This window comes from Nocardioides sp. NPDC023903, from assembly GCF_040639295.1.
Taxonomy (GTDB): Bacteria; Actinomycetota; Actinomycetes; order Propionibacteriales; family Nocardioidaceae; genus Nocardioides.
On record NZ_JBEZZS010000027.1, the window covers coordinates 1 to 20,366 of the forward strand.

Here is a 20,366-nt window from a genome sequence, read left to right on the forward strand (position 1 = left end):
GCGACCGCGATGCAGGAGAGCACCCTGCGCAACCTCGACTACGGCGACCGCGACTCGGTCGGCCTCTTCCAGCAGCGCCCGGTCTCCGGGTGGGGCCGCCGGCGGCGCACATGGTCTCCAGGCCGTAGCGGCCGCCGGTCTCCTGCAGACCGTGGAGAAGCGTGGTCGTGAGACGGGCGCCGGTGGAGCCGAAGGGGTGGCCGAGGGCGATCGCGCCGCCGTTGACGTTGACCCGCTCGGGGTCGAGGCCGATCTGGGCGATGCTGGGGAGGACCTGGGCGGCGAAGGCCTCGTTCATCTCCACCAGGTCGATGTCGTCGGCGGAGAGCCCGGCGCGGGCGAGCGCCTGGCGGGAGGCATCGACGGGCCCGAGACCCATGATCTCGGGCGAGAGCCCGGAGACTCCGGTCGAGAAGATCCGGGCCAGCGGCCTGATCCCGAGCGCCTCGGCGCGTACGTCGCTCATGATCACCAACGCGGCCGCACCGTCGTTCAGCGGGCAGCAGTTGCCGGCGGTGATGGTGCCGTTCTCGCGGAAGACCGGCTTGAGGCCGGCGACCTTCTCGAGAGTGACCCCGGCCCGCGGCCCGTCGTCGGTGGAGACGACCTCGCCGGACGGCAGCGTCACCGGTGTGATGTCCCGCTCCCAGAAGCCCCGGGCGGCAGCGGACTCGGCGCGGTTCTGGGAACGTACGCCCCACTCGTCCTGTGCCTCGCGCGTGATGCCGTACATCTCGGCGACGTTCTCGGCCGTCTCGCCCATCGCGAGGTGGTAGTCGGGCAGGTCGCTGGCCTCGCGAGGGTCGGTCCAGGCCTCGCCCGCGGCCACCCGGGCGGCACCGCGCTCGCCCGCCTTGAGGAACTCCTCGGCCTTGGTGTCCGGCATCCCGTCGGCCTTGCCGCGCTCGTAGCGGGACACACACTCCACCCCGGCGGAGACGAACGCGTCGCCCTCTCCTGCGCGGATCGCGTGGAAGGCCATCCGGGTGGTCTGCAGCGACGATGCGCAGTAGCGGTGGACCGTGGTGCCGGGCACGGCGTCCAGCCCCAGCCGTACGCCGACGACCCTCCCGATGTTGTAGCCCTGCTCCCCCGCGGGTTGGGCACAGCCCATCATCAGGTCGTCGATCCGCGTCGGGTCCAGCTCCGGAACCGACGCGAGGGCGCTGCGTACGATCTGCTCGGCCAGAACGTCGGGACGCAGGTCCTTCAGCGATCCCTTGAAGGCGCGGCCGATGGGCGAGCGGGCGGCCGAGACGATGACGGCTTCAGGCATAGGGGCTCCTCAGGAGTTGGGGGTGTGCTGGAGGAAGGCGGGCCACTCGCCGCCGCCGTCGACGGCGAGGACGGCGCCGGTGATGTGCGCGGCGAGCGGGGAGGCGAGCAGGAGGCAGGCGTCGCCGACCTCCTCGGGGGTCGCGAAGACGCCCCGCGGGATGGTCGCGGCCACCGCGGCCCGCTGCTCCGAGCTGCCGTAGTGGCCATCGGAACCCGGCGTGGCGACGAGCCCGCAGGAGATGGCGTTGACGCGTACGTCCGGAGCCCACTCGACCGCGATCGAACCGGTCAGGCTCTCGACGGCCGCCTTCGCGGCCCCGTAGACCGCGGTCCCGGGACTGGGCCGCCGTGCCGAGATCGAGCTGATGTTGACGATGGAGCCGCGCGAGGCCTTCAACGCCTCGTACGCCGCCTGGCTGACGTAGGCGGTGGCCAGGAAGTTGAGCGCTGAGATCTTCTCGTGGAAGCGCGGCGACGCGGTCGCGAAGTCGGCGTAGGGCGCGCCGCCGGCGTTGTTGACGACCACGTCGAGCCGTCCGAGCCGCGAGGTGATCGCGGCGATCCACGCCGCGACCTGCTCCGGATCCCGCACGTCCACCTGGGAGAACACGGGCTTGCGACCGTCCACGACGGGCAGCTCCTCGGGCGCCGAGCGGCCGCAGATCTCGACCTCCGCACCGGCCTCGAGGAACCGCGCGACGATCCCGGCGCCCACTCCGCGCGCGCCACCGGTCACCGCGACCACCTTGCCGCTGAAGTCGATCTCGACTGCCATGTGCGGCAGTCTAGAACGCCTACCAAGCAAATGCTAGGTTGATGATCGCGGTGACCGGATCAGAGGGTCAGACGCAGCGCCTCAGACGCAGTGCACGTCCACCCAGTAGGTGTGGTCTCCACTCATGTGCTTCTTGACCAGCACCGGGACGGTGACCGAGCCGTTCGCGTCGGGCAAGAAGGTCTGACCGGCGTAGTGCACGTCATCGATCTCGCAGCCGACCTGGTCGGTCACGGTGATCTTGTGCAGACCCGCCTCAGCGGCCTCGACATGCGCCTCGTGGAACGCGAGGACAGCCGGGTTGTACTCGGAGTACTTCACGTTGTGAGCACCCAGAGTGTCGGTCCACTCGGCAGCCAGACCATCGATGAACGGTCCACCGTGGCGTGAGAACCGGGTGTCGATCTCGACGATCGCCCGTGCCTTGACCTTGAAGTTGTCAGTCTTGCTGTCGGCCGGGACGAAGCCGTGCCGGCTGCCCGGAGCGGTCGGGTCGAGCGCGTCGTACGGCGTCAGCCACACCTTGTACTCGCCACCGTTGTTCGGGGTGTCGAGGTAGGGGAACAGCTGCACCGTGATGCCGCCGTCCTCCGCGTCGGTGCCGGTCGCGTGAGCGCAGGCACCGCTCGGCGCGACACTGACGAAGCGGCCGCTGTCGTCGACCTGGACCCGGCGGCATTCGACCGGATCGGTGGAGAGCAGCGTCTTGCCGGAGGGATCGGTCACCTGGAAGGCGTAGATCCCCGCAGGCAGGCCGGCCGCGTCATCGGGCGCGTTGATGCCGGGACCGCCGTTGAGATAGACGTCCTGCTTGGCGGCGTAGTGGTTGAGGTTGACGGGCGCGCCGGTTACGTCGGTGGTGAAGATCGCGCCGGAGAGCTGCAGCAATGGCGCAGACGAGGCCGGCATCGACCAGAGCGCCGCCGCGGCGACCCCCGCCGCGACCGCACAGACGAGCTTTCGGATCATGGGTTTCCCCCTCAGATAGATCGGACCTCGAGTCTTTGACTCGCCGTGGTAAAGACCGCTGTCCGACCCCCGGGTATCACCCGAACCGGGTAGGACCCCCGGACTGTGTGATCGGCCACCTTCGCACCGCCCCGGGGAATACCGGAGAGTCCCTCCGTCTTGCGTCAGGAGTGGATCGAGGCCACCGGCCTCGGCAGACCTGAGAGGAACTTCTTGTGACCACGACCGCCGTCGACACCTTCACGGACGTGATTCGCTCGCGCCGCTCCGCGCGAGCCTTCCTGCCCGACCCGGTGCCTGCCGACGACATCCGCGGTGTGCTCGAGGACGCCCAGCGCGCCCCGTCGCACAGCAACACCCAGCCGTGGGAGGTCCACGTCTTCTCCGGTGAGGCCCGCGAGCGCCTCAGCGAGGCGATGCTCAAGGCGTTCGAGGCCGGCCAGATGAGCCCCGACTTCACCACGACGTACGGTGACGACGACAGCGTCCACGTCCAGCGGTCCCAGCAGACCGGGGCGGTCCTCTACGGTGCCCTGGGCATCGCCCGCGAGGACGCCGAGGGGCGGACCAAGGCCGTCGCGGAGAACCTCCGCTTCTACGGTGCTCCCCACGTGGCCCTGCTCTTCGTGCCGGAGCTCGGTGATGTCGTACGCGCTGCCAACGACGTCGGCATGTACGCCCAGAACTTCCTGCTCTCCCTCACCGCCCGCGGCTACCACGGCGTACCCCAGGGCATGCACGGCCTCTTCGCCGACACCGTCCGCGCTCACCTCGGCCTGCCCGCCGACCTCAAGCTGCTCTACGGCATCTCGTTCGGCACCGCCGACCCCGACGCAGCGGTGAACCGCCTCGACGTCGGCCGCGCCCCGCTCGACGAGCACATCGTGCTGCACGACACCGCGCTCTGAGCCGCCGCGACGAGCTGTAACACGTCGTTCGTAGGACTGCTCGCCCTATTGCGGCGACCGGATAGTCCTACGAACGACGTGTTACTTGGGCGGCGACCCGGTCAGGCAGCAGCCGCTCCGCGGATCTCCGCCACAGACGTACGCTGCGCCCGACCCGCCGCGAAAAGGCTGACCGCCACCGCGAGCAGGAGCCAGAGGACCAGTCCCCCGACCGGCGCAGCGACCGCGGCACCGCTCTGCGCGACGGCGACCCCGCGGAGCGCCTCGGCGGCGAGCGGGACCGGCAGGATGCCCGCGAGCGCACCGAACGGCGCGGTGGCCGTGGCGACCGGCAGCAGCCCGCCGAGAGAGACAAGCTGCAGAGCGAGGAAGGCGAGCGAGATCAGCCAGCCACGGCGCTGGCCGGCGAGCGCGACGACGGCCTGGTGGACCGCGACGAACGCCGACGCGGCAAGCACCGCGACCCCGACCGTGGCGCCCGGTCGCGCGAGATCGGCGCCGAGAAGCGCAGCGGCGACCACGAGGAGCACCGCCTGCGCCAGCCCGACGAGAGCCGCCGGCCACAGGCCGGCGAAGGTGAGCCGCCGCGCCGTGAGCGCCTCCCGCAGCCGCCCGGCAGGGAAGGCCGGCCGGAGCAGGTAGATCGCGAGCGCACCGAGCCACAGCGCCAGCGCGATCACCGCCGGCGCCAGCCGGGTCGCCCCTGAGGTAGAGGGGCCGGAAGCGACCGAGACCTGCACCGGGTCGGCGACGACCTCGGCCTGCTTCTCACCAGGGACCGCGATCTGCGAGGCACCGTCGTCGAGACCCGAGGCCAGCGAGTCGGCGCCCTCGGTCAGCGAGGACGTACCGGAGGAGAGGTCGTCGGCCCCAGAGGCCAGAGAAGCCGAACCGCTCTCGAGCTGCTTGGTCCCGGAGGCGAGCTGATCGGCCCCGGAGGCAAGCGCGGTGGCGCCGTCGTTGGTCTTGCCGAGACCGGACTTGAGCTCCCGCGCGCCCTTAGCGAGGCGGGCGTTGGCGTCGGCGACCTGCGAGGCCCCGGAGGCGACCTTCCCGGCACCGTCCGCCGCCGACGAGATCCCTCCGCTCAGCTCAGGAGCCGCCTGCGACAGGGCCGAGGCCCCCGAGGCGACCTGCGCCGCGCCTGCGGCGAGCTGGTCGGCCTGCCCGCCACCGGAGCCGACCGCCGAGGCGGTGGCGCCGCACAGCTGCGGCTTGGAAGCCGCGAGCAACGGGTCGCTCGCGCACGCCTGCGCCCAGCCCTTCGCGAGCTGGGTGTAGCCGTCGACTCCCTCCGACACCTGCGAGGCGCCGGCCGCGAGCGACGAGGCCTGCGACGGGAGCCCCGCGGTCGACCTCTCGAGCTGGTCGAGCCCGCCGCTCAGCTCGTCCGCACCGGCGGCCAGCGAGGACGCGCCCTTGGACGCCTTGCCCGCTCCCCCGGCCAGCGATCCCGCACCCGACTGCAGCCGCGCGGTCCCGCCGGCGAGCGTGTCGAGCCCGCCCGCGACCTGCGAGGCGCCGTCGGCAGCTCCGGACGCGCCGGAGCTGAGCGACCGGGCGCCGTCGGCGACCTTCCCGGCCCCCGAGTCCGCGGCAGCGGTGCCGTCGGCGAGCTGGTCGGCACCGTCGGCGGCCGAGTCGAGGCTGGTCTTGAGCTTCCCGGTCTGATCCCGGACCCCGTCGAGGTAGGTCGTCGTGACCGTACGTCCCAGGGTCGAGGCCGACTGCCGCGCCACCTGCCGGGCGATCTCGGCGGTCACCTCGCTGGAGGCGTCGGATGCCTCCACGCTGACCCGACCGGCGCTCGGGTCGCTCCCCTGCACCCCCGACAGCGTCTTGGACAGGTCCTCGGGGATCGTGATCACGGCCGCGTACTTCCCGTCCGCATAACCCGAGCGCGCGTCCTCCTCGTCGGTGAGCTCCCAGCCCAGCGTCGGGCTGGACGAGCCGGAGCCCGAGGAGGAGACGAGGTCCGCGGCCAGCGCCCGGCCGGCGTAGACCGTCTGCTTGTCCTTCCCGCTCCCCGTCGTCACCGGCTCGTCGAGGTTGACCACCGCAGCGGGCACCTTGTCGAGGTTCTCGGTACGGTCGCTGAGCGCGACGAGCGCGAGCGCCGTCACGACGACCGGCAGCAGGATGGCGGCCGCCACCAGGCGGCGGCCCGACCACCATGATTTCGTACGTGTCATCGGACTTTCTCCAGGTCGGCGACCGAAGTCGCAGGGTCGGTGAGCTCGAGATCGGGTGAGGTGCGTGCGGGCGCGGCATGAGCGAGAGCGTCCGCGACCTGCGGTACCGCGGGCAACGACGGCATCCCGAGCAGCACCGTCGTGCCCCGCGAGGTCAGCGCGGACAGTGCCGCGAGCTGTCCGCTGTCGAGCGAGGTCGGACTGTCGATGGCGACCAGCGCCGGCACGCGCCGCGCACTCACGAGTCGGAGCGCCTCCGCGACGTCGCCGACGAGAGCGGCCCGGGCGCGTACCGCCCCCGCTTCCTCCGGCAGCAGCCGGTCGAGCACCACCAGCTGCCCGGCGAAGCCCAGCCGTCCGGTGAGCGCCGCGAGCGCAGCAGATCGCGCGACCGGGTCGGACCCGTGGACGATCCCGAGGCCTCCCGGCCGCAGGTGGAGATCGAGCGGCGCGAGCGCCCCCGACACCTCGACCTGCCGCGCGCGAACCGCGACCTCGCCGTTCGAGGCGACGTAGTCGGCGTGCTCGAGGTGGTGGATGAGCGCCTCACCCTCGATGTCGAGGACCGGCAGCCGCCGGTCCAGCCAGCCCGGCAGCCACCAGGCACCCCGCCCGAGCAGAGCGAGCACCGCCGGCACCAGCGTCATCCGCACGAGGAACGCATCCACGAGCACCCCCACGGTGAGGCCCAGCGCCATCGGCTTCACGATCGGGTCGCCGTTGGGAACGAAGGCCGCGAAGACGGCGACCATGATGATCGCCGCGGCGGTGACGACGCGGGCGCTGGCTGCGAAGCCGGTGTCCACGGAACGCCGGGCGTCGCCGGTGTGAACGAAGTCCTCGCGCATCCGGGAGACCAGGAACACCTCGTAGTCCATCGCGAGCCCGAAGAGCACGCCCATCAGGATGATCGGGAAGAACGCGATCACCGGGCCGACCTTGGCGACGTTGAACAGGTCGGCGCCCCAGCCCCACTCGAAGACCGCAGCGACCACCCCGAACGAGGCCGCCACCGACAGCACGTAGCCCAGCGTCGCCTTCAGCGGGACCGCGATCGAGCGGAACACGATCGTCAGCAGGATCAGCGACAGCCCGACGACGACGGCCCCGAACGGCAGGATCGCACCGGACAGACGCGCGCTGACGTCGATCGCGACCGCGGTCTGCCCGGTGACCATGACGTCCTCGATGCCGAACCGCTTCTCCAGGTCGGTCGAGTCCGCGCGGATCTCCTTCACCAGCGAGGCGGTCGCCGGGTCGCTCTTCTCGGTCGTCGGGTAGATCACCACGAGCCCGAGGTCGGCGGTCCGGTTCGGCGTGGCCAGCGCTACCTTCTGCACCCCGTCGTACGTCCCGAGCGCCTTGCCGAGATCGTCCATCACACCGATCGGATCGGTGGTGTCGATGATGTCCGCGGTCACGAACAGCGGCGCGTTGTAGCCCGGTCCGAAGTCGCGGCTGATCAGGTCGTACGTCTCCCGCTGGCTGGTTCCCGGCTCGGCGCTGCCGTTGTCGTTGAGCCCCAGCGCGAGGTCGCGCGCGGGGATCGCCAGGACAGCGATCACCAGCAGCGAGACCACGACGGTGAGGACCGGCATCTTGGTCACCAGCCGCACCCAGCGTGCCCCGAGAGTGGTGGCGTGAGGCCGCCCCTCCGCGACAGCCTCACGCCGGTGGGCCCGAGACCCAGGCTTGGGCCGAAGCCGCTCACCCGCGAGGGCGAGCAGCGCCGGCACAGCGGTGAGCGCGACCAGCACCGCGACCAGGACGGCCGAGGCTGCTGCGTACCCCATCACTGCCAGGAACGGGATGCCCGCGACCACGAGGCCGCACAGCGCGATGATGACCGTGACACCCGCGAAGATGACCGCGCTGCCGGCGGTGGCGACCGCCCGGGCGATCGACTCCTCCACCCCGAGACCGGTGGCGAGCTGGCTGCGGTGCCGGGCGATCACGAACAGCGCGTAGTCGATCCCGACCGCGAGCCCGATCATCAATGCGAGGGTCGGGGTGGTGGCCGAGATCGTGGTGACCGCGGCGACCGAGAAGATCCCCGCCATCGCGATCGCCACCCCGAGCAGCGCTGTCAGGATCGGCAGGCCGGCGGCCAGCAGCGACCCGAACGTGATCGCCAGGACCAGCAGGGCGATCAGGATCCCGATCCCCTCGGTCGCGCTGACGTGCACCCCGGTGACGGAGTACGCATCCCCACCGACATGGAGCTCCAGCGACGACCCCGACGGCAGCTCCGCAGCTTCTTCGAGATCCGAGGTGACGCCCTCGGGGAGCTCGTCGAGACCGAGGTCGAACTGCACCGTCGCCAGCGCGTCCCGGCCGTTGTCGCTGACCGTCCTGCTCTCCTTCGCGAGCGGGTCGGTGACCGTCGCGACATGGTCGACCTTCTCGACCGCGTCGAGCACCGCCCGGATCTCCTTGCCGTGGTCCTCGATCTTCTCCCCCTCGGGAGCGACGAAGACCAGCTGGGCCGAGGTCCCGGAGACCTCGGGGAAGCGCTGCGTGAGCGCGTCCAGACCCTGCTGGGACTCGGTGCCGGGGATCGTGAAGTCGTTCTGCAGCTTGCCGCCGAGCGAGACGGTCAGCGCACCCAGCAGCACCGCGAGCAGGAGCCAGAGCGCCAGCACGGTCTTGGCGTGACGCGCGACCTGTCGGCCGAGTCGGTAGAGGTAGGAGGACACGTTCAATACATTAACGCATTCAATACGAAAGTGTATCGTTGGCATATGTGAGGATTACTACATGACCGAGGTGAAGGCCCCCAGGCGACGTACGAACACCCGCGCCCGGCTGCTGTCCGCGGCCGTCGACGTCTTCGTCGAGCGCGGTGCGCGCCGGGTCACCGTCGACGACCTGGTCAGCGCGGCCGGTTACACGCGCGGAGCGTTCTACTCCAACTTCGGCAGCGTCGAAGAGGTGCTGCTCGAGGCCTTCAAGGAGGAGTCCGAGCGGCTGATCGAGGCCGTACGTACCGCCGTCGGCGAGCACACCGACGCCGACTCGAGCGGGTCACTGATCGGAGCGGCCTTCGACGCGATCCGCCCGCTGCAGGACCGCTGGTTCGTCCTGCAGAGCGAGGTGGTGCTGCAGAGCCTGCGCGACGCCGACGCGCGAGAGATCAGCTCGGCGACGTTCACGGCGCTCAGCGAGCAGCTCGTCGAGGTCGTCGCGCTCGCCCTGGACCGCCTCGACCGCACCTCCACGATGTCGACCGACCTCCTCGCCCAGACGATGATGGGCGTGTTCCTCCACAGCGTCACGATGCGTACGATCCGCCCCGAGGACCCCCGCGCCAACCGGCTTCTCGAAGACGCGCTCCCCCAGATCATCGATGGGCTGTCGATCCCCAGGACCTCCGCCTAGGCTGAGGCCGATCCCAGTCTCGGGTCGACTCTCAGGGGGTTTCTCACTATGGGCGCACCAACATGGGTGTGGCTGGTCACCGTCGTCGCGATCGTCGGCCTGCTCGGGTTCGACTACATCTTCCACGTACGCAAGGCCCACACGCCCACGCTGAAGGAGTCGGCCACGTGGTCGGCGATCTACGTCGCGATCGCGCTCCTGTTCGGCGTCGGCGTGCTGATCTTCGGCGGCGGAACGATGGGCGGGGAGTACTTCGCCGGCTACATCACCGAGAAGGCGCTCTCGGTCGACAACCTGTTCGTCTTCCTGATCATCATGACGAGCTTCCGGGTGCCCCGCGAGGACCAGCAGAAGGTGCTCCTCTTCGGGATCACGTTCTCGCTGATCGCCCGCACCGCGTTCATCTTCGTGGGCGCGGCGCTCATCAACACCTTCGCCTGGGTGTTCTACCTGTTCGGGCTGATCCTGCTGATGACGGCGGGCAACATGCTGAAGCCCGACAACGACTCCCACGGGGAGAACTTCGTTGTACGCCTGGCCCGGCGGCTGTTCCACGTCAGTGAGCACTACGACGGCGACAAGCTCTTCACGGTGGAGAACGGCAAGCGCATCCTGACCCCGATGCTGCTGGTCATGGTGGCCATCGGTGGCACCGACATCCTCTTCGCCCTCGACTCGATCCCGGCGATCTTCGGCCTCACCCAGAACGTCTACCTCGTCTTCACGGCGACCGCGTTCTCGCTGCTCGGTCTGCGCCAGCTCTACTTCCTGCTCGACGGCCTGCTCGACCGGCTCATCTTCCTGTCCTACGGGCTGGCCGCGATCCTCGCCTTCATCGGCGTGAAGCTCATCCTGCACGCGCTCCACGAGAACAACATCCCGTTCGTCAACGACGGCGATCCCGTGCACGTGGTCGAGATCAGCACCGGCCTCTCGCTGACCGTCATCCTCGGCGTACTCGTCGTCACCATCGTCGCCTCGCTCTTCAGCAAGCGCGGCCGTGCGAAGAACGCCATCGGCAACGCCCGCCGGCACGCCGCCGCCTACCTCGACTCCGAGTACACCGCCGACCCGGCCGAGCGCGAGCGCATCCACAACGCCCTCCTCGCCGAGCGCGACGTCATCGTCTCCCTCGGCCCGAAGTATCTGCAGATCGCCCGCGAAGAGACCCCGCTCATGGAGCTCCTCGAAAGCGCCCTCGCCAGCCACACCGCCGCCGTCGAACGCGGCGAGGCCACCCCAGTTGGCCCGCCCAAGATCCTTCGCGAGGAGTAGGGCGACCTACGCCGGGCTAGCAGCAGACGACCTGCTGCACCTTGAACAGCGTGTCTTCCTGGCGCTGCATGTTGACGTAGCCCTGATCCACCCAGACCACCCGGAAGAGCCCGTCCCCGAGGTCCTCGACCCGCCGCTCGCCGTCGGCGTCGAGGTCTTCGAGGATGTGGTAGTAGAAGCCGTCACCGCCGTTGGCGTCATCGGTGCAGTCCCATGCGGCCGGGTCGCCGAGGTCGGGGATGTAGAGGCCCGCGGCCTCGCAGTCACCTGCCTGGAGCGCGTCGACGAACCGGACGGCCGCGGTCTCCGCGCCGCTGACCGGCTGCCCCGCGGCGGTTTCCTCACCGCTGGCCGGCTTCTCGGCCGGACCGCGCGCCACGAACCAGGTCGCGGCGCCGCCCAGCACCAGGGCGGCCGCTACAGCGGCCGCGACGAGGACGGCGTTGCGCCGCCGGCGCTTGGGCGGCTGGGGCTGCGGCTGTGTTGGGGACGGCGAACGGAGCACGGTCTGCGCGTCCGAAGGAGGAGGTACGGCGACCGCCCGTCCCTCAGTCGCTGCGGTGAGTGCCGCAGCGAAGCTCCCCGCGTCCGGCCAGCGGTCCTCGGCCCGTGGCTCGAGGGCCCGCATGATCACTGCCGACACCGTTGCCGGCACCGGCGCGACCGTGCCGAGGTCCGGAACCCGGGACACGACCGTCAACGCCGGCGCGGGCGAGCGCCCCGCGAACATCGCCCACGCGACCGCGCCCAGGCTGCGTACGTCGGCACGGTGGTCGATCGGCAATGACTCGTCGAACTGCTCGGGGGCCATGTAGGCGGGCGTTCCGATCTGCCGGGTCACCTCCGTGTGCTGGTCGAGCGCACGCGCCACACCGAGGTCCGCGACCATCGCGCGCAGCCTGCCGTCGGACCCACCTGCGAGCAGGATGTTGGCTGGCTTCACGTCGCGGTGGATGACCGAGCGCACGTGCAGTGCGTCGAGTCCGGACGCGGCCTGTGCCACCAGGTCGGCCACCAGCTGCGGTGGCATGCCCTGAGGGTGCTGGGTGATCAGCTCCGCGACGCTTCCCGCGTCGGCGTACGCCATCACGAAGTAGGGCGCCCCCGTCGGGGTCTCGCCGATGTCGTGGACCGAGACGACGTGAGGCGAGTCGACCGACCGGAGGAAGCGCGCCTCCTGCAGGAACCGCTCCCGGATGTCAGCCGCCTGAGTCCACTGGGCACTGAGCACCTTCACAGCAACGGGCGAGTCGAGGTCCGGGTCGTGGTAGAGCCACACCTCGGCGAATCCGCCGGAACCGAGCGGCTTGACCTGGCGCAGGCGCCCGAGGGTCTGGGGAAGGGTCACCGGGACATTATGGGGCCCGGCTCCAGCCGGCACGCGCGACCCGCGGATCTCGCCGGCCCCACTCCTGCTGCACCGGACTGGAAGCAGGTCACGACTGGAGACTCCGGCGCCGTGGTCCTCCACGACCGCGTTCCTGGTCCCGGAACTTCGCGGGCGATGAGCCGACCACACGGCGGAACGCGGTGCTGAACGCGCTCTCGGACTGGTAGCCGGTGGCTCGTGCGAGCTCAGAGATCGACAGCGCGTCGCGGGCGAGGGCGTCGCGAGCGAGGCTCATGCGCCACTGAATGAGGTACTCCAGCGGCGGGACCCCGACGTGGCTCTTGAAGGCCTGGGCGAACGCGGAGCGCGACATGTGGCTGATCTCGGCGAGCTCGTTGAGGTTCCAGGAGTGGGCCACGTCCGCGTGCACTGCACGTAGAGCGGCGCCGATGCCGTCCTCGTTCAGGGCGCCCAGCCAGCCGGTGGGCCGGTCGGTCTGGCCGGCGTGAGCGCGCAGCATGTGAACCAGCAGGATCTGTGCGAGGTGGTTCTGCACCAGCGGGCCGCCGGCGGCGACGACCCCGACCTCGGTGGCCAGGAGATCGATCAGCTGACCGAGTCGGCTGCCATGAGGATCAGCAGCGCGGACGATCACGAGCGGTGGCAGTAGATCGGTCAGGAGGGCCGCGTTCTGGTCGTCGAACGCGATGTGCCCGACGCAGAGGTAGAGGTCGTCCTCGGACTCCGGGCCGATCCGGACGAACCCGTCCTCGGCGCCCGCCCACACCGCCTCCGCCGGGCGCGGGCTGGCGTCGGGCGTGCTGGCCAGCACGTACGGCGGCGGGTTGCCCAGCATGAAGGTGTCACCCTCGCGCAGGAGCACCGGTTCATGCCCTTCGAGGATCAGCCAGCATCTGCCGCGTACCAGACCACCGATCCGCACGTGCAGGAACGCCTCGAAGCTCAATGCCCATTCCCCCACAGCGCGGAGGCTGGGCCCGATCACCGTGCGGGGCTTGAGCAGGCCGATCGCGTCAGCCACCGGATCCTGGAAGCCGAGCACGACCACCTCCTGGACGATGCGTAAAGAATAGAGGACTCTGAATTATGGATCTTACTGCAATCGCGTCGCAGTATCGATGTCGCAGGTAGATCACCGGCACACGAAGGTCCGCGACGGCAAGAGAAATGATGGAGAGACTCACATGGGACATTTGGACGGCAAGACCGCGGTAGTCACCGGCGGAAGCAGCGGGATCGGCCTCGCCGCCGCCGTGCGACTGGCGGACGAGGGCGCGTATGTGTTCGTCACCGGGCGGCGTGAGGCCGAACTGGAGGCCGCCGTCAAGACCATCGGATCGGACCGAGCGACGGGCGTGACTGGCGATATCTCCAAGTTGGCCGACCTGGACCGGCTCTACGACGCGGTCCGGGCCGCCGGCAACGGGTTGGACGTGCTCGTGGCGAACGCGGCGGTTGGCACGTTCGTGACGTTGGAGCAGACCACCGAGGAGCACTTCGACCAGACCTTCGGGGTCAATACCCGAGGCACACTGTTCACCGTGCAGAAGGCGCTCCCGCTGCTCAACGACGGCGCCTCGGTCATCCTGACCGGGTCCACGGCGGCCGATCGTGGCATGGAGGCGTTCGGTGCGTACGCAGCGTCGAAGGCGGCGGTCCGGTCGTTCGCACGGACCTGGTCCACCGAGCTGAAGGGTCGCGGCATCCGCGTCAACGTGGTCTCGCCTGCATGGATCGAGACCCCTGGGGGCACCGCGGCTTTCGGGGACGAGGAGACCGCCCGGGCCATGAAGGAGCATGTCGCAGCGACCGTGGCCAAGGGCCGCATGGGTCAGCCCGAGGAGGCGGCCGCGGTCGTGGCGTTCCTGGCCTCGGAGCAGAGCAGCTACGTCGTCGGCTCGAACCTCTACGTCGACGGCGGAGAGAACCAGACCTGAGCCCAGACCTGAGAAGGTCGCGAGCCGTTCCACCGATGTGGCCATCGACGTCGTCGCCCGGTCGCTGCTCACAGCGCCCGGGCGACGGCTGGTCAGCGCTCTCCTGGAGGCGCCCGCGCCCACAGCGCCGCTGATCATCTGCGGAGGAACTCCTCGAGGGCAGCGTTGACCTCGTCCGCGTGGGTCCACAGGAGGCCATGAGGAGCACCCTCGACCTCGATGTAGTCGGCGTCAGGGACCGCCTTGCGGAAACGGCGTGCCGTAGCGTCGATGGGAAGGATGTTGTCCTTCGTTCCGTGCAGGATCAGCGTCGGCTTGCCGGCTGCGCGAACCGCGTCGACATCGCTGCGGAAGTCCTCGATCCAGGCCGGGACGACTGCGTACGCGGCCACCGGCGCACTGCCGATCGCGACGTTCCAGCTGCCGGTGACGGCCTCCTGGCTGATCCGAGAGCCGAGGTTCTCGTCCAGGTTGTAGAAGTCCTTGAAGAACTGGGTGTACCAGGCGTAGCGGTCGTCCTTGGCGGCCGCGGCGATGCCGTCGAACACGTCCTGCGGGACGCCCTCGGGATTGTCGTCGCGCTGAACGAGGAACGGCTCGAGGGACGCGAGGAACGCGAGCTTCGCGACGCGCTCATGCCCGTATCGGGCGACGTACCGCGCGAGTTCACCGGTGCCCATCGAGAAGCCCACGAGTACGACGTCGCTCAGCTCGAGGGTCTCGAGGACCGTGTTCAGGTCGGCGGCGAAGGTGTCGTAGTCGTAGCCGCTGCCGACCTTGGACGAGCGCCCGAAGCCGCGGCGATCGTAGGTGATCACCCGGTAGCCCGCCGCGAGCAGCCCGCGCGTCTGCTTCTCCCAGCTGTGGCCGTTCAGCGGATACCCGTGGATGAGCACCACGGGCTGTCCGGTTCCCTGATCCTCGTAGTACAGCTCGATCGGCGTGCTGTTCTCCTGCCCAACAGTGATAAAAGCCATCATCTTTCCCTTCTGTATGACCAGCACGACGCTGGCAGCTCATTCGTGGGTGTGCATGCAGGCGGCGAGACCGACGTAGGGGTCAGAGGTGTTCGGGTGGTGCCATGCGGTAGACGAACTCGCCGAGGCCGGACTGCGAGATCGCGAAGATCGTGCCGGCGAGACCCTCTTGAGTGGCGGCCATGCTCAAGTCGCCCAGGCGGACCGCGTCGAACCCAGCATCGTGGCTGAGCTGGCTGACGACGTCGTGGGCCTGATCGTCGCCGGACCACAGGTTGCTCGGTCGTACGCGAGCACCGGCGACCCGGCCGAAGAGCGAGGCGAAGTTGGTGTTGAACGCCTTGGCCGTGGTCCCGCCGGTCACCGACTTGACGTATTCGGCGTTGGAGGAGAACCCGGCCGGCGGCCGCGCGTCGCCGTAGAGGTTGGTGGCGTCGAGCACGGTCTTGCCCGCGAGCCCGGCGACCGATGACAGCGCTGCCTCTACCGCGGCTCCTGGGACGGCGAGCAGAACGGCTTCGGCGCCGCTGGCGTCACCACCGGCTCGCCCCAGCCTGCTCACCTGGTGGCCGGCGCGCTCCCACAGACCGGCCAGTCCGCCGCCGATGTTGCCGCGGCCGATCACTGTGATGTTCATGCCGACCACGACCCGTCAGGGTGCTCGACGACGCGAAGGGCGCCGGAGGGGCAGCGCCCGATCACCTCTCGCAGGGTCTGAGCGGTTCCCTCCGAACCGGCTTGCGTGGGATCGATCCACGGCCGCTCGGCAGGGTCGAAGACGGCGGGCATCCCACGTACGCACTCGGCCGCGTGCTGACACACATCACCGTCGAAGGAGACGTCGACGACAGGCCCGGTGTAGGTCTTGCGCGCCATGGTCAGTCCTTCGCCGTCGACGGGGGCACACGCTTCACGAGTGCGACGTACTCGCGGTGGTTACCGATCCAGCCCTTGATGAACGGGCACAGCGGCATCACCTTGCGCTGGCTGCCGTCGCGGACATCGTCGAGCGCGAACCTGGCGATGGCGGAGCCGACGCCCTTCCCCTCGTAGGCCGGGTCGACCTCGGTGTGGGTGAACACGATCAGGTCGGTGGCGAGGATGTATTCCGCGAACCCCACCACGGATCCGCCCACGCGTGCTTCGTAGCGCAGGCGCTCTGGCGCATGTGCGACCTCGATATCGATGTCTGTCATCTCTCGTCCTTACTCGGCGTCTGCGTATTTGTTTGTGCGCACAAGTATTCTACTCGCGCAGGCAAGTTGCTCCTTCGAGGGTTAGGACCACGCATCATGCAGTTCGGGATCTTCAGCGTCGGGGACGTCACCCAAGACCCGACCACCGGCTACACCCAGAGCGAAGCGGAGCGCATCCGCAACATCGTCCGCATCGCGCAGCGGGCCGACGAGGTGGGCCTGGACGTCTTCGCTATCGGGGAGCACCACAACCCGCCGTTCATCCCTTCGTCGCCCACGACCCTGCTAGGTCACATCGCGGCATTGACTGAGCGAATCATCCTCAGCACCTCGGTGACCCTGATGACGACCAACGACCCCGTCAAGGTCGCCGAGGACTACGCGATGCTCCAGCACGTCGCCGATGGCCGGCTCGACGTGATGCTCGGAAGGGGCAACACCGTTCCGGTCTACCCTTGGTTCGGGAAGGACATCCGCCAGGGCGTTGCCCTGGCGCTGGAGAACTACAACCTTCTCCACCGGCTGTGGCGGGAAGATGTCGTGGATTGGGAGGGCAAGTTCAGGACTCCATTGCAGGGCTTCACCTCGACGCCGCGACCACTGGACGATGTCGCGCCGTTCGTCTGGCACGGCTCGATCCGAACTCCTGAGATCGCCGAGCAGGCGGCGTACTACGGCAACGGCTTCTTCGCCAATCACATCCTGGCCCCGAACCTCGCGTTCAAGCCGCTCGTCGACCTCTATCGCAAGCGGTTCGAGCACTACGGCCACGGCACTGCGGAACAGGCGATCGTCGGCCTCGGCGGGCAGGCGTTCATCGCCCGCCGGTCGCAGGATGCGGTCGAAAGGTTCCGCCCGTACTTCGAGGCCTTCCCCGTCTTCCGCGGAGCGCGCCTTGAGGACTGGATGACAGGTACGCCGCTGACGGTCGGCAGCCCGCAGGAGGTCATCGACAAGACGCTGACGTTCCAGGAAGGCTTCGGGGACTATCAGCGCCAGCTCTTCTCGGTCGACAGCATGGGCCTGCCTGTCGAGGTCGCACTGGAGCAGGTCGAGATCCTCGGAACCGAGGTCGTCCCAGTTCTGCGCAAGGAGATGGAGTCGCGCCGCGCGCCAGGCGTTCCCGAGGCACCGACCCATGCCTCGTTGGTCGCAGCCAAGTACGGCGACGGCGAGCCTCGCCAGCCGCGGCCCAACCCGAATCGGGGCGACAACCTGTCCGGCCCCTCCCCCTACCAGGACAGCGACCCGACCGTCGCCGCCCAGTTCCCGGCGGCGCTGTGATGAACGACGTGACCATCGCAGTCCTCACCGCCGGCGTCAGCGACCCGTCCTCGAGCCGGCTCCTCGCCGACCGAGCGGCCCAACGCAGTGCCGACGCCCTGGGCGCGTCCGATCTGAGCGCGACGTTCCGCTCGATCGATCTGTCGACGATCGCGGTCGACATCGCCCAGGCGCTGGTCTCAGGCATGCCGAATCGAAAGGTCACCGCCGCCATCGACGCCCTCGCGGAGTCTGACGCGATCATCGCGAGCACCCCGGTCTACAAGGCCGGGATCAGCGGGCTGTTCAAGTCCTTCGCGGACCTTCTCGACAACGACCTGCTCATCGCCAAGCCCGTCATCCTGGCCGCCACCGGAGGCACGAGCCGGCACGCCATGGTCGTCGACGAGCAGCTCCGGCCACTGTTCGCGTTCCTGCGTGCGATCCCGATGCCGACATCCCTGTACGCCGCCCCCGAGGACTGGGGCTCACCGGACCTCGGCGACCGGATCTCCCGAGCGGCCGGCGAGCTGGCCATCTTCCTGCGGAACGGCACCGGCCCCCAGATCGCCCAACAGAACTGGGGCCGCCATCGACATCAGTTCGGCGGCAACGCCGCGGGCGCGCCACGATCGGTCGACGATGTCGACTTCTCGACCGACCTGATGCGTCTCGCGGCTGGCGGCGAAAGGAAGCAAGAAACGTGAAGGTATTCATTCTCGGCATCAGCGGGGCGATCGGCGCTCAGCTGGCCGACAAGCTGTCCGCGGGCGGGACCGAGGTCCACGGGTTGGTCAGAAAGCCGGCACAGCGAGCCGATCTCGCTGCCCGCGGCGTCGAGACCGCCCTCGGCGAACTGAGCACGATGTCAGCCTCGGACCTCGCCCGCGCCGCAGCTGGAGCGGATGCGATCGTCTACACCGCAGGCTCCAACGGCGGCGCCCGCGAAGTCACCAAGGCGATCGATGGCGACGGCGTCACCAAGGCTCTGGAGGCTGCACGCCTGGCGGGAGTCGGACGGTTCGTACTGGTCTCTGTCCTCCCCGAGTCGTGGCGCGAGCGGGACAACCCGGACGAGGTCGAGTACTACTTCGCCGTCAAGAAGCAGGCCGACATCGCCGTCACCCGCAGCGACCTCGACTGGGTGATCCTCCGCCCCTCGCTCCTTGTCGACGACCCCGCGCTCGGCACGATCTCACTCGGCCCCGCCGAGGCCCACGGCGAGATCGCCCGCGCCGACGTGGCCGATACCCTCACCGAACTGCTTCTCGAGCCACGCATCCGACGACAGATCCTCGAGCTCAACACCGGCACCACCCCGATCCGTGAGGCTGTCCGGGCCAACGTCTACTGATCAGCGGCCGCGGCGACGAACCGGCGGTCCGACCTCGGCCTGAGCGATCGCCGCGAGAGCATCGGCGAACGCGGCCAGATCGACGTTCTGGAGATGATCCATCACGTGGCGCCGGACGCTCTCCAGGTGGACCGGCCAAGCCTCCTTCAGACACTTCAATCCGGCCGGGGTCAAGCGTGCCAACTGGCCGCGACCGTCCGCCGTCGAACGGACCCGCTCGACCAATCCCGTCCGCTCCAACCGCTCCACGACGCGGGTCAGCCCGCTGACCGAGATCGCTACGTAGTTGGCGAGCTCGCTCATACGCAACGAACGCTCGGGAGCCTCGGACAGGTTCATCAGCACGGTGTACTCCGTGAGATTCAGGCCCTCCGATTGCATGAGATCGGCCTCGAGCACCCGCGGAATGACCACGACTGCCCGCCCCAACGCACGCCAGGCAGTCTCCTCCTCGGGCGACAGCGGGGCCACCTCCCCAGCTGCTGCACGCCGACCATCCATACCAACGAGGCTAGCGGGTAGTTGCTTGACGTAATAACGATCCCCGCGGGCTCCTTGCGGACAGGGCTTCAGGCCACATGGCGGCTCCGGAAGGAGGTCGGTGAGGTGCCGTGGTGGCGCTTGAAGGCGGCGCTGAGGGCGAACGGGTTGGCGTAGCCGACGCGGGCGGCGATCGCCGACAGGGTCAGGTCCGTGCCGATCAGCAGGTCCGCGGCCAGAGCGAGCCGCCACCTTGTCAGGTACGCCAGCGGTGGCTCGCCGACCTGCTCGGTGAAGCGCCGGGCCAGTGCGGCTCGGGAGAGACCGACCTGCTTACCGAGGCCGGCGACGGTCCAGGGCAGCTCGGGGTGCCGTTCCATCGCCCGCAGCACCGCGGCCACCGCCTCGTCAGCAGGAAGGGCCGGGGAGGCCGCGAGCACCTCACGCACGGCTTTGACCACGAGTACGTCCAGCAGCCGGTCGAGCAGGGCCGCCTGGCCGGCCTCCTCACGCACCAGCTCCGCCGACAGGAGGTCGAGGACGGCAGTGTCGAAACCGCGCAGCACCACGCTGGTCGGCAGCCGGGACAGCAGCAGCGAGCCCACCGAGGTCTCGCGCTCATAGGTCCCGATGAGCATCACGGTCGCCTCCGACGAGCGACTGTTCCCCCACGTGCGTACGCCCAAGGCCAGCTCCTCGGCCAGCAGCGCCCCGTTCGGGTCGACGCAGACCTGGCCGGGCAGGATCCGGATGTCGGCAGGGCGATCGGCCGAGTCGGCAATGACGTAGGTCGCCGGTCCGCGGCACACGATCACGTCACCTGCCGCCACCTCCTGCGGTCCCTCGCAGCCGGTGAAGACCGCCTGGCCGCGTGCGATCGCGATGACCGTGAGCGGCACCTCGTCCTCGGCGGTGATCGACCACTCCCCGGCGAACACGGCCTTCAGCAGGAAGGCGGCCTGGGCCCGTGGACCATCCATGAGCAGATCCAGTGACGACATGGTGAGACGATAACGCATGCTACCTGGCGCCG

20 protein-coding genes are annotated in these 20,366 nt (G+C 69.4%); 7 read left to right on the forward strand and 13 right to left on the reverse strand.

The genetic code is table 11. From position 1 onward, the window contains the following. From AB0F44_RS22560 to AB0F44_RS22570, 3 genes are all read right to left on the reverse strand, one after another. Nucleotides 1–1,276 (reverse strand): acetyl-CoA C-acetyltransferase (locus AB0F44_RS22560; protein ID WP_357358911.1); only part of this gene is annotated, 1,276 nt, incomplete at its 3' end. Nucleotides 1,277–1,285: 9 nt separating this feature from the next. Then, nucleotides 1,286–2,053, reverse strand: a complete 768-nt coding sequence (locus AB0F44_RS22565) for an SDR family oxidoreductase (protein ID WP_357358912.1) — start codon at nucleotides 2,051–2,053, stop codon at nucleotides 1,286–1,288. Nucleotides 2,054–2,134: 81 nt separating this feature from the next. Continuing rightward, on the reverse strand, nucleotides 2,135–3,022 hold the full coding sequence (locus tag AB0F44_RS22570) for a hypothetical protein (RefSeq protein WP_357358913.1): 888 nt from the start codon (nucleotides 3,020–3,022) through the stop codon (nucleotides 2,135–2,137). Between the two features lie 215 nt (nucleotides 3,023–3,237). Here AB0F44_RS22570 and AB0F44_RS22575 point away from each other — a divergent pair, with 215 nt between their 5' ends. Next, nucleotides 3,238–3,930: a nitroreductase gene (locus AB0F44_RS22575; RefSeq protein WP_357358914.1), complete on the forward strand. Its 693-nt coding sequence runs from the start codon at nucleotides 3,238–3,240 to the stop codon at nucleotides 3,928–3,930. A 101-nt stretch (nucleotides 3,931–4,031) separates the two neighbouring features. On the opposite strand, the gene AB0F44_RS22580 is transcribed toward AB0F44_RS22575, so the two are convergent. Together AB0F44_RS22580 and AB0F44_RS22585 are read right to left on the reverse strand one after the other, a co-directional pair. After that, nucleotides 4,032–6,122, reverse strand: coding sequence for a YhgE/Pip family protein (locus AB0F44_RS22580; protein WP_357358915.1), 2,091 nt, complete (start codon nucleotides 6,120–6,122; stop codon nucleotides 4,032–4,034). Further along, nucleotides 6,119–8,818, reverse strand: coding sequence for an MMPL family transporter (locus AB0F44_RS22585; RefSeq protein ID WP_357358916.1), 2,700 nt, complete (start codon nucleotides 8,816–8,818; stop codon nucleotides 6,119–6,121). Before AB0F44_RS22585 ends, AB0F44_RS22580 begins: the two co-directional genes overlap by 4 nt. A 61-nt stretch (nucleotides 8,819–8,879) precedes the next feature. On the opposite strand from AB0F44_RS22585, the gene AB0F44_RS22590 reads away from it, so the two are divergent. Together AB0F44_RS22590 and AB0F44_RS22595 are read left to right on the forward strand one after the other, a co-directional pair. Next, the gene (locus AB0F44_RS22590; protein ID WP_357358917.1) at nucleotides 8,880–9,500 is read left to right on the forward strand and encodes a TetR/AcrR family transcriptional regulator; all 621 of its coding nucleotides are present in this window, start codon (nucleotides 8,880–8,882) and stop codon (nucleotides 9,498–9,500) included. A 48-nt stretch (nucleotides 9,501–9,548) separates the two neighbouring features. Then, nucleotides 9,549–10,775 carry a TerC family protein gene (locus AB0F44_RS22595; protein WP_357358918.1) on the forward strand — a complete coding sequence of 409 codons (1,227 nt, stop codon included), beginning with the start codon at nucleotides 9,549–9,551 and terminating at the stop codon, nucleotides 10,773–10,775. A gap of 16 nt (nucleotides 10,776–10,791) precedes the next feature. Here the strand turns inward: AB0F44_RS22595 and AB0F44_RS22600 are convergent, their stop codons facing one another. Further along, the gene (locus AB0F44_RS22600; RefSeq protein ID WP_357358919.1) at nucleotides 10,792–12,123 is read right to left on the reverse strand and encodes a serine/threonine-protein kinase; all 1,332 of its coding nucleotides are present in this window, start codon (nucleotides 12,121–12,123) and stop codon (nucleotides 10,792–10,794) included. Nucleotides 12,124–12,211: 88 nt separating this feature from the next. Next, on the reverse strand, nucleotides 12,212–13,168 hold the full coding sequence (locus tag AB0F44_RS22605; RefSeq protein WP_357358920.1) for an AraC family transcriptional regulator: 957 nt from the start codon (nucleotides 13,166–13,168) through the stop codon (nucleotides 12,212–12,214). A 142-nt stretch (nucleotides 13,169–13,310) separates the two neighbouring features. Here AB0F44_RS22605 and AB0F44_RS22610 point away from each other — a divergent pair, with 142 nt between their 5' ends. Next, a complete protein-coding gene (locus AB0F44_RS22610) occupies nucleotides 13,311–14,063 on the forward strand; it encodes an SDR family oxidoreductase (RefSeq protein WP_357358921.1) in 753 nt (250 codons plus the stop codon). Nucleotides 14,064–14,197: 134 nt separating this feature from the next. Here the strand turns inward: AB0F44_RS22610 and AB0F44_RS22615 are convergent, their stop codons facing one another. The 4 genes from AB0F44_RS22615 to AB0F44_RS22630 form a co-directional block, all read right to left on the reverse strand. After that, nucleotides 14,198–15,040: an alpha/beta hydrolase gene (locus AB0F44_RS22615; protein WP_357358922.1), complete on the reverse strand. Its 843-nt coding sequence runs from the start codon at nucleotides 15,038–15,040 to the stop codon at nucleotides 14,198–14,200. Nucleotides 15,041–15,122: 82 nt separating this feature from the next. After that, nucleotides 15,123–15,677: a hypothetical protein gene (locus tag AB0F44_RS22620; RefSeq protein WP_357358923.1), complete on the reverse strand. Its 555-nt coding sequence runs from the start codon at nucleotides 15,675–15,677 to the stop codon at nucleotides 15,123–15,125. Next, complete coding sequence (locus AB0F44_RS22625; protein WP_357358924.1) at nucleotides 15,674–15,916, reverse strand: (4Fe-4S)-binding protein; 243 nt, start codon at nucleotides 15,914–15,916, stop codon at nucleotides 15,674–15,676. The genes AB0F44_RS22620 and AB0F44_RS22625 overlap by 4 nt, the downstream gene beginning before the upstream one ends. Before the next feature lie 2 nt (nucleotides 15,917–15,918). After that, nucleotides 15,919–16,236: a GNAT family N-acetyltransferase gene (locus tag AB0F44_RS22630; RefSeq protein ID WP_357358925.1), complete on the reverse strand. Its 318-nt coding sequence runs from the start codon at nucleotides 16,234–16,236 to the stop codon at nucleotides 15,919–15,921. 96 nt (nucleotides 16,237–16,332) lie between these two features. Between AB0F44_RS22630 and AB0F44_RS22635 the strand changes: the two genes are divergently transcribed. The 3 genes from AB0F44_RS22635 to AB0F44_RS22645 are packed head-to-tail and all read left to right on the forward strand — an operon-like array spanning nucleotide 16,333 to nucleotide 18,853. Beyond that, nucleotides 16,333–17,520, forward strand: a complete 1,188-nt coding sequence (locus AB0F44_RS22635; protein ID WP_357358926.1) for a CE1758 family FMN-dependent luciferase-like monooxygenase — start codon at nucleotides 16,333–16,335, stop codon at nucleotides 17,518–17,520. Beyond that, the gene (locus AB0F44_RS22640; protein ID WP_357358927.1) at nucleotides 17,520–18,206 is read left to right on the forward strand and encodes a CE1759 family FMN reductase; all 687 of its coding nucleotides are present in this window, start codon (nucleotides 17,520–17,522) and stop codon (nucleotides 18,204–18,206) included. The genes AB0F44_RS22635 and AB0F44_RS22640 overlap by 1 nt, the downstream gene beginning before the upstream one ends. After that, nucleotides 18,203–18,853, forward strand: coding sequence for an NAD(P)H-binding protein (locus AB0F44_RS22645; protein ID WP_357358928.1), 651 nt, complete (start codon nucleotides 18,203–18,205; stop codon nucleotides 18,851–18,853). Before AB0F44_RS22640 ends, AB0F44_RS22645 begins: the two co-directional genes overlap by 4 nt. Here the strand turns inward: AB0F44_RS22645 and AB0F44_RS22650 are convergent, their stop codons facing one another. Together AB0F44_RS22650 and AB0F44_RS22655 are read right to left on the reverse strand one after the other, a co-directional pair. Continuing rightward, entirely contained in the window at nucleotides 18,854–19,324 is a 471-nt protein-coding gene (locus AB0F44_RS22650) for a MarR family transcriptional regulator (protein ID WP_357358929.1), read from the reverse strand. Nucleotides 19,325–19,422: 98 nt separating this feature from the next. Then, on the reverse strand, nucleotides 19,423–20,334 hold the full coding sequence (locus AB0F44_RS22655; RefSeq protein ID WP_357358930.1) for an AraC family transcriptional regulator: 912 nt from the start codon (nucleotides 20,332–20,334) through the stop codon (nucleotides 19,423–19,425). Nucleotides 20,335–20,366: the final 32 nt, after the last annotated feature.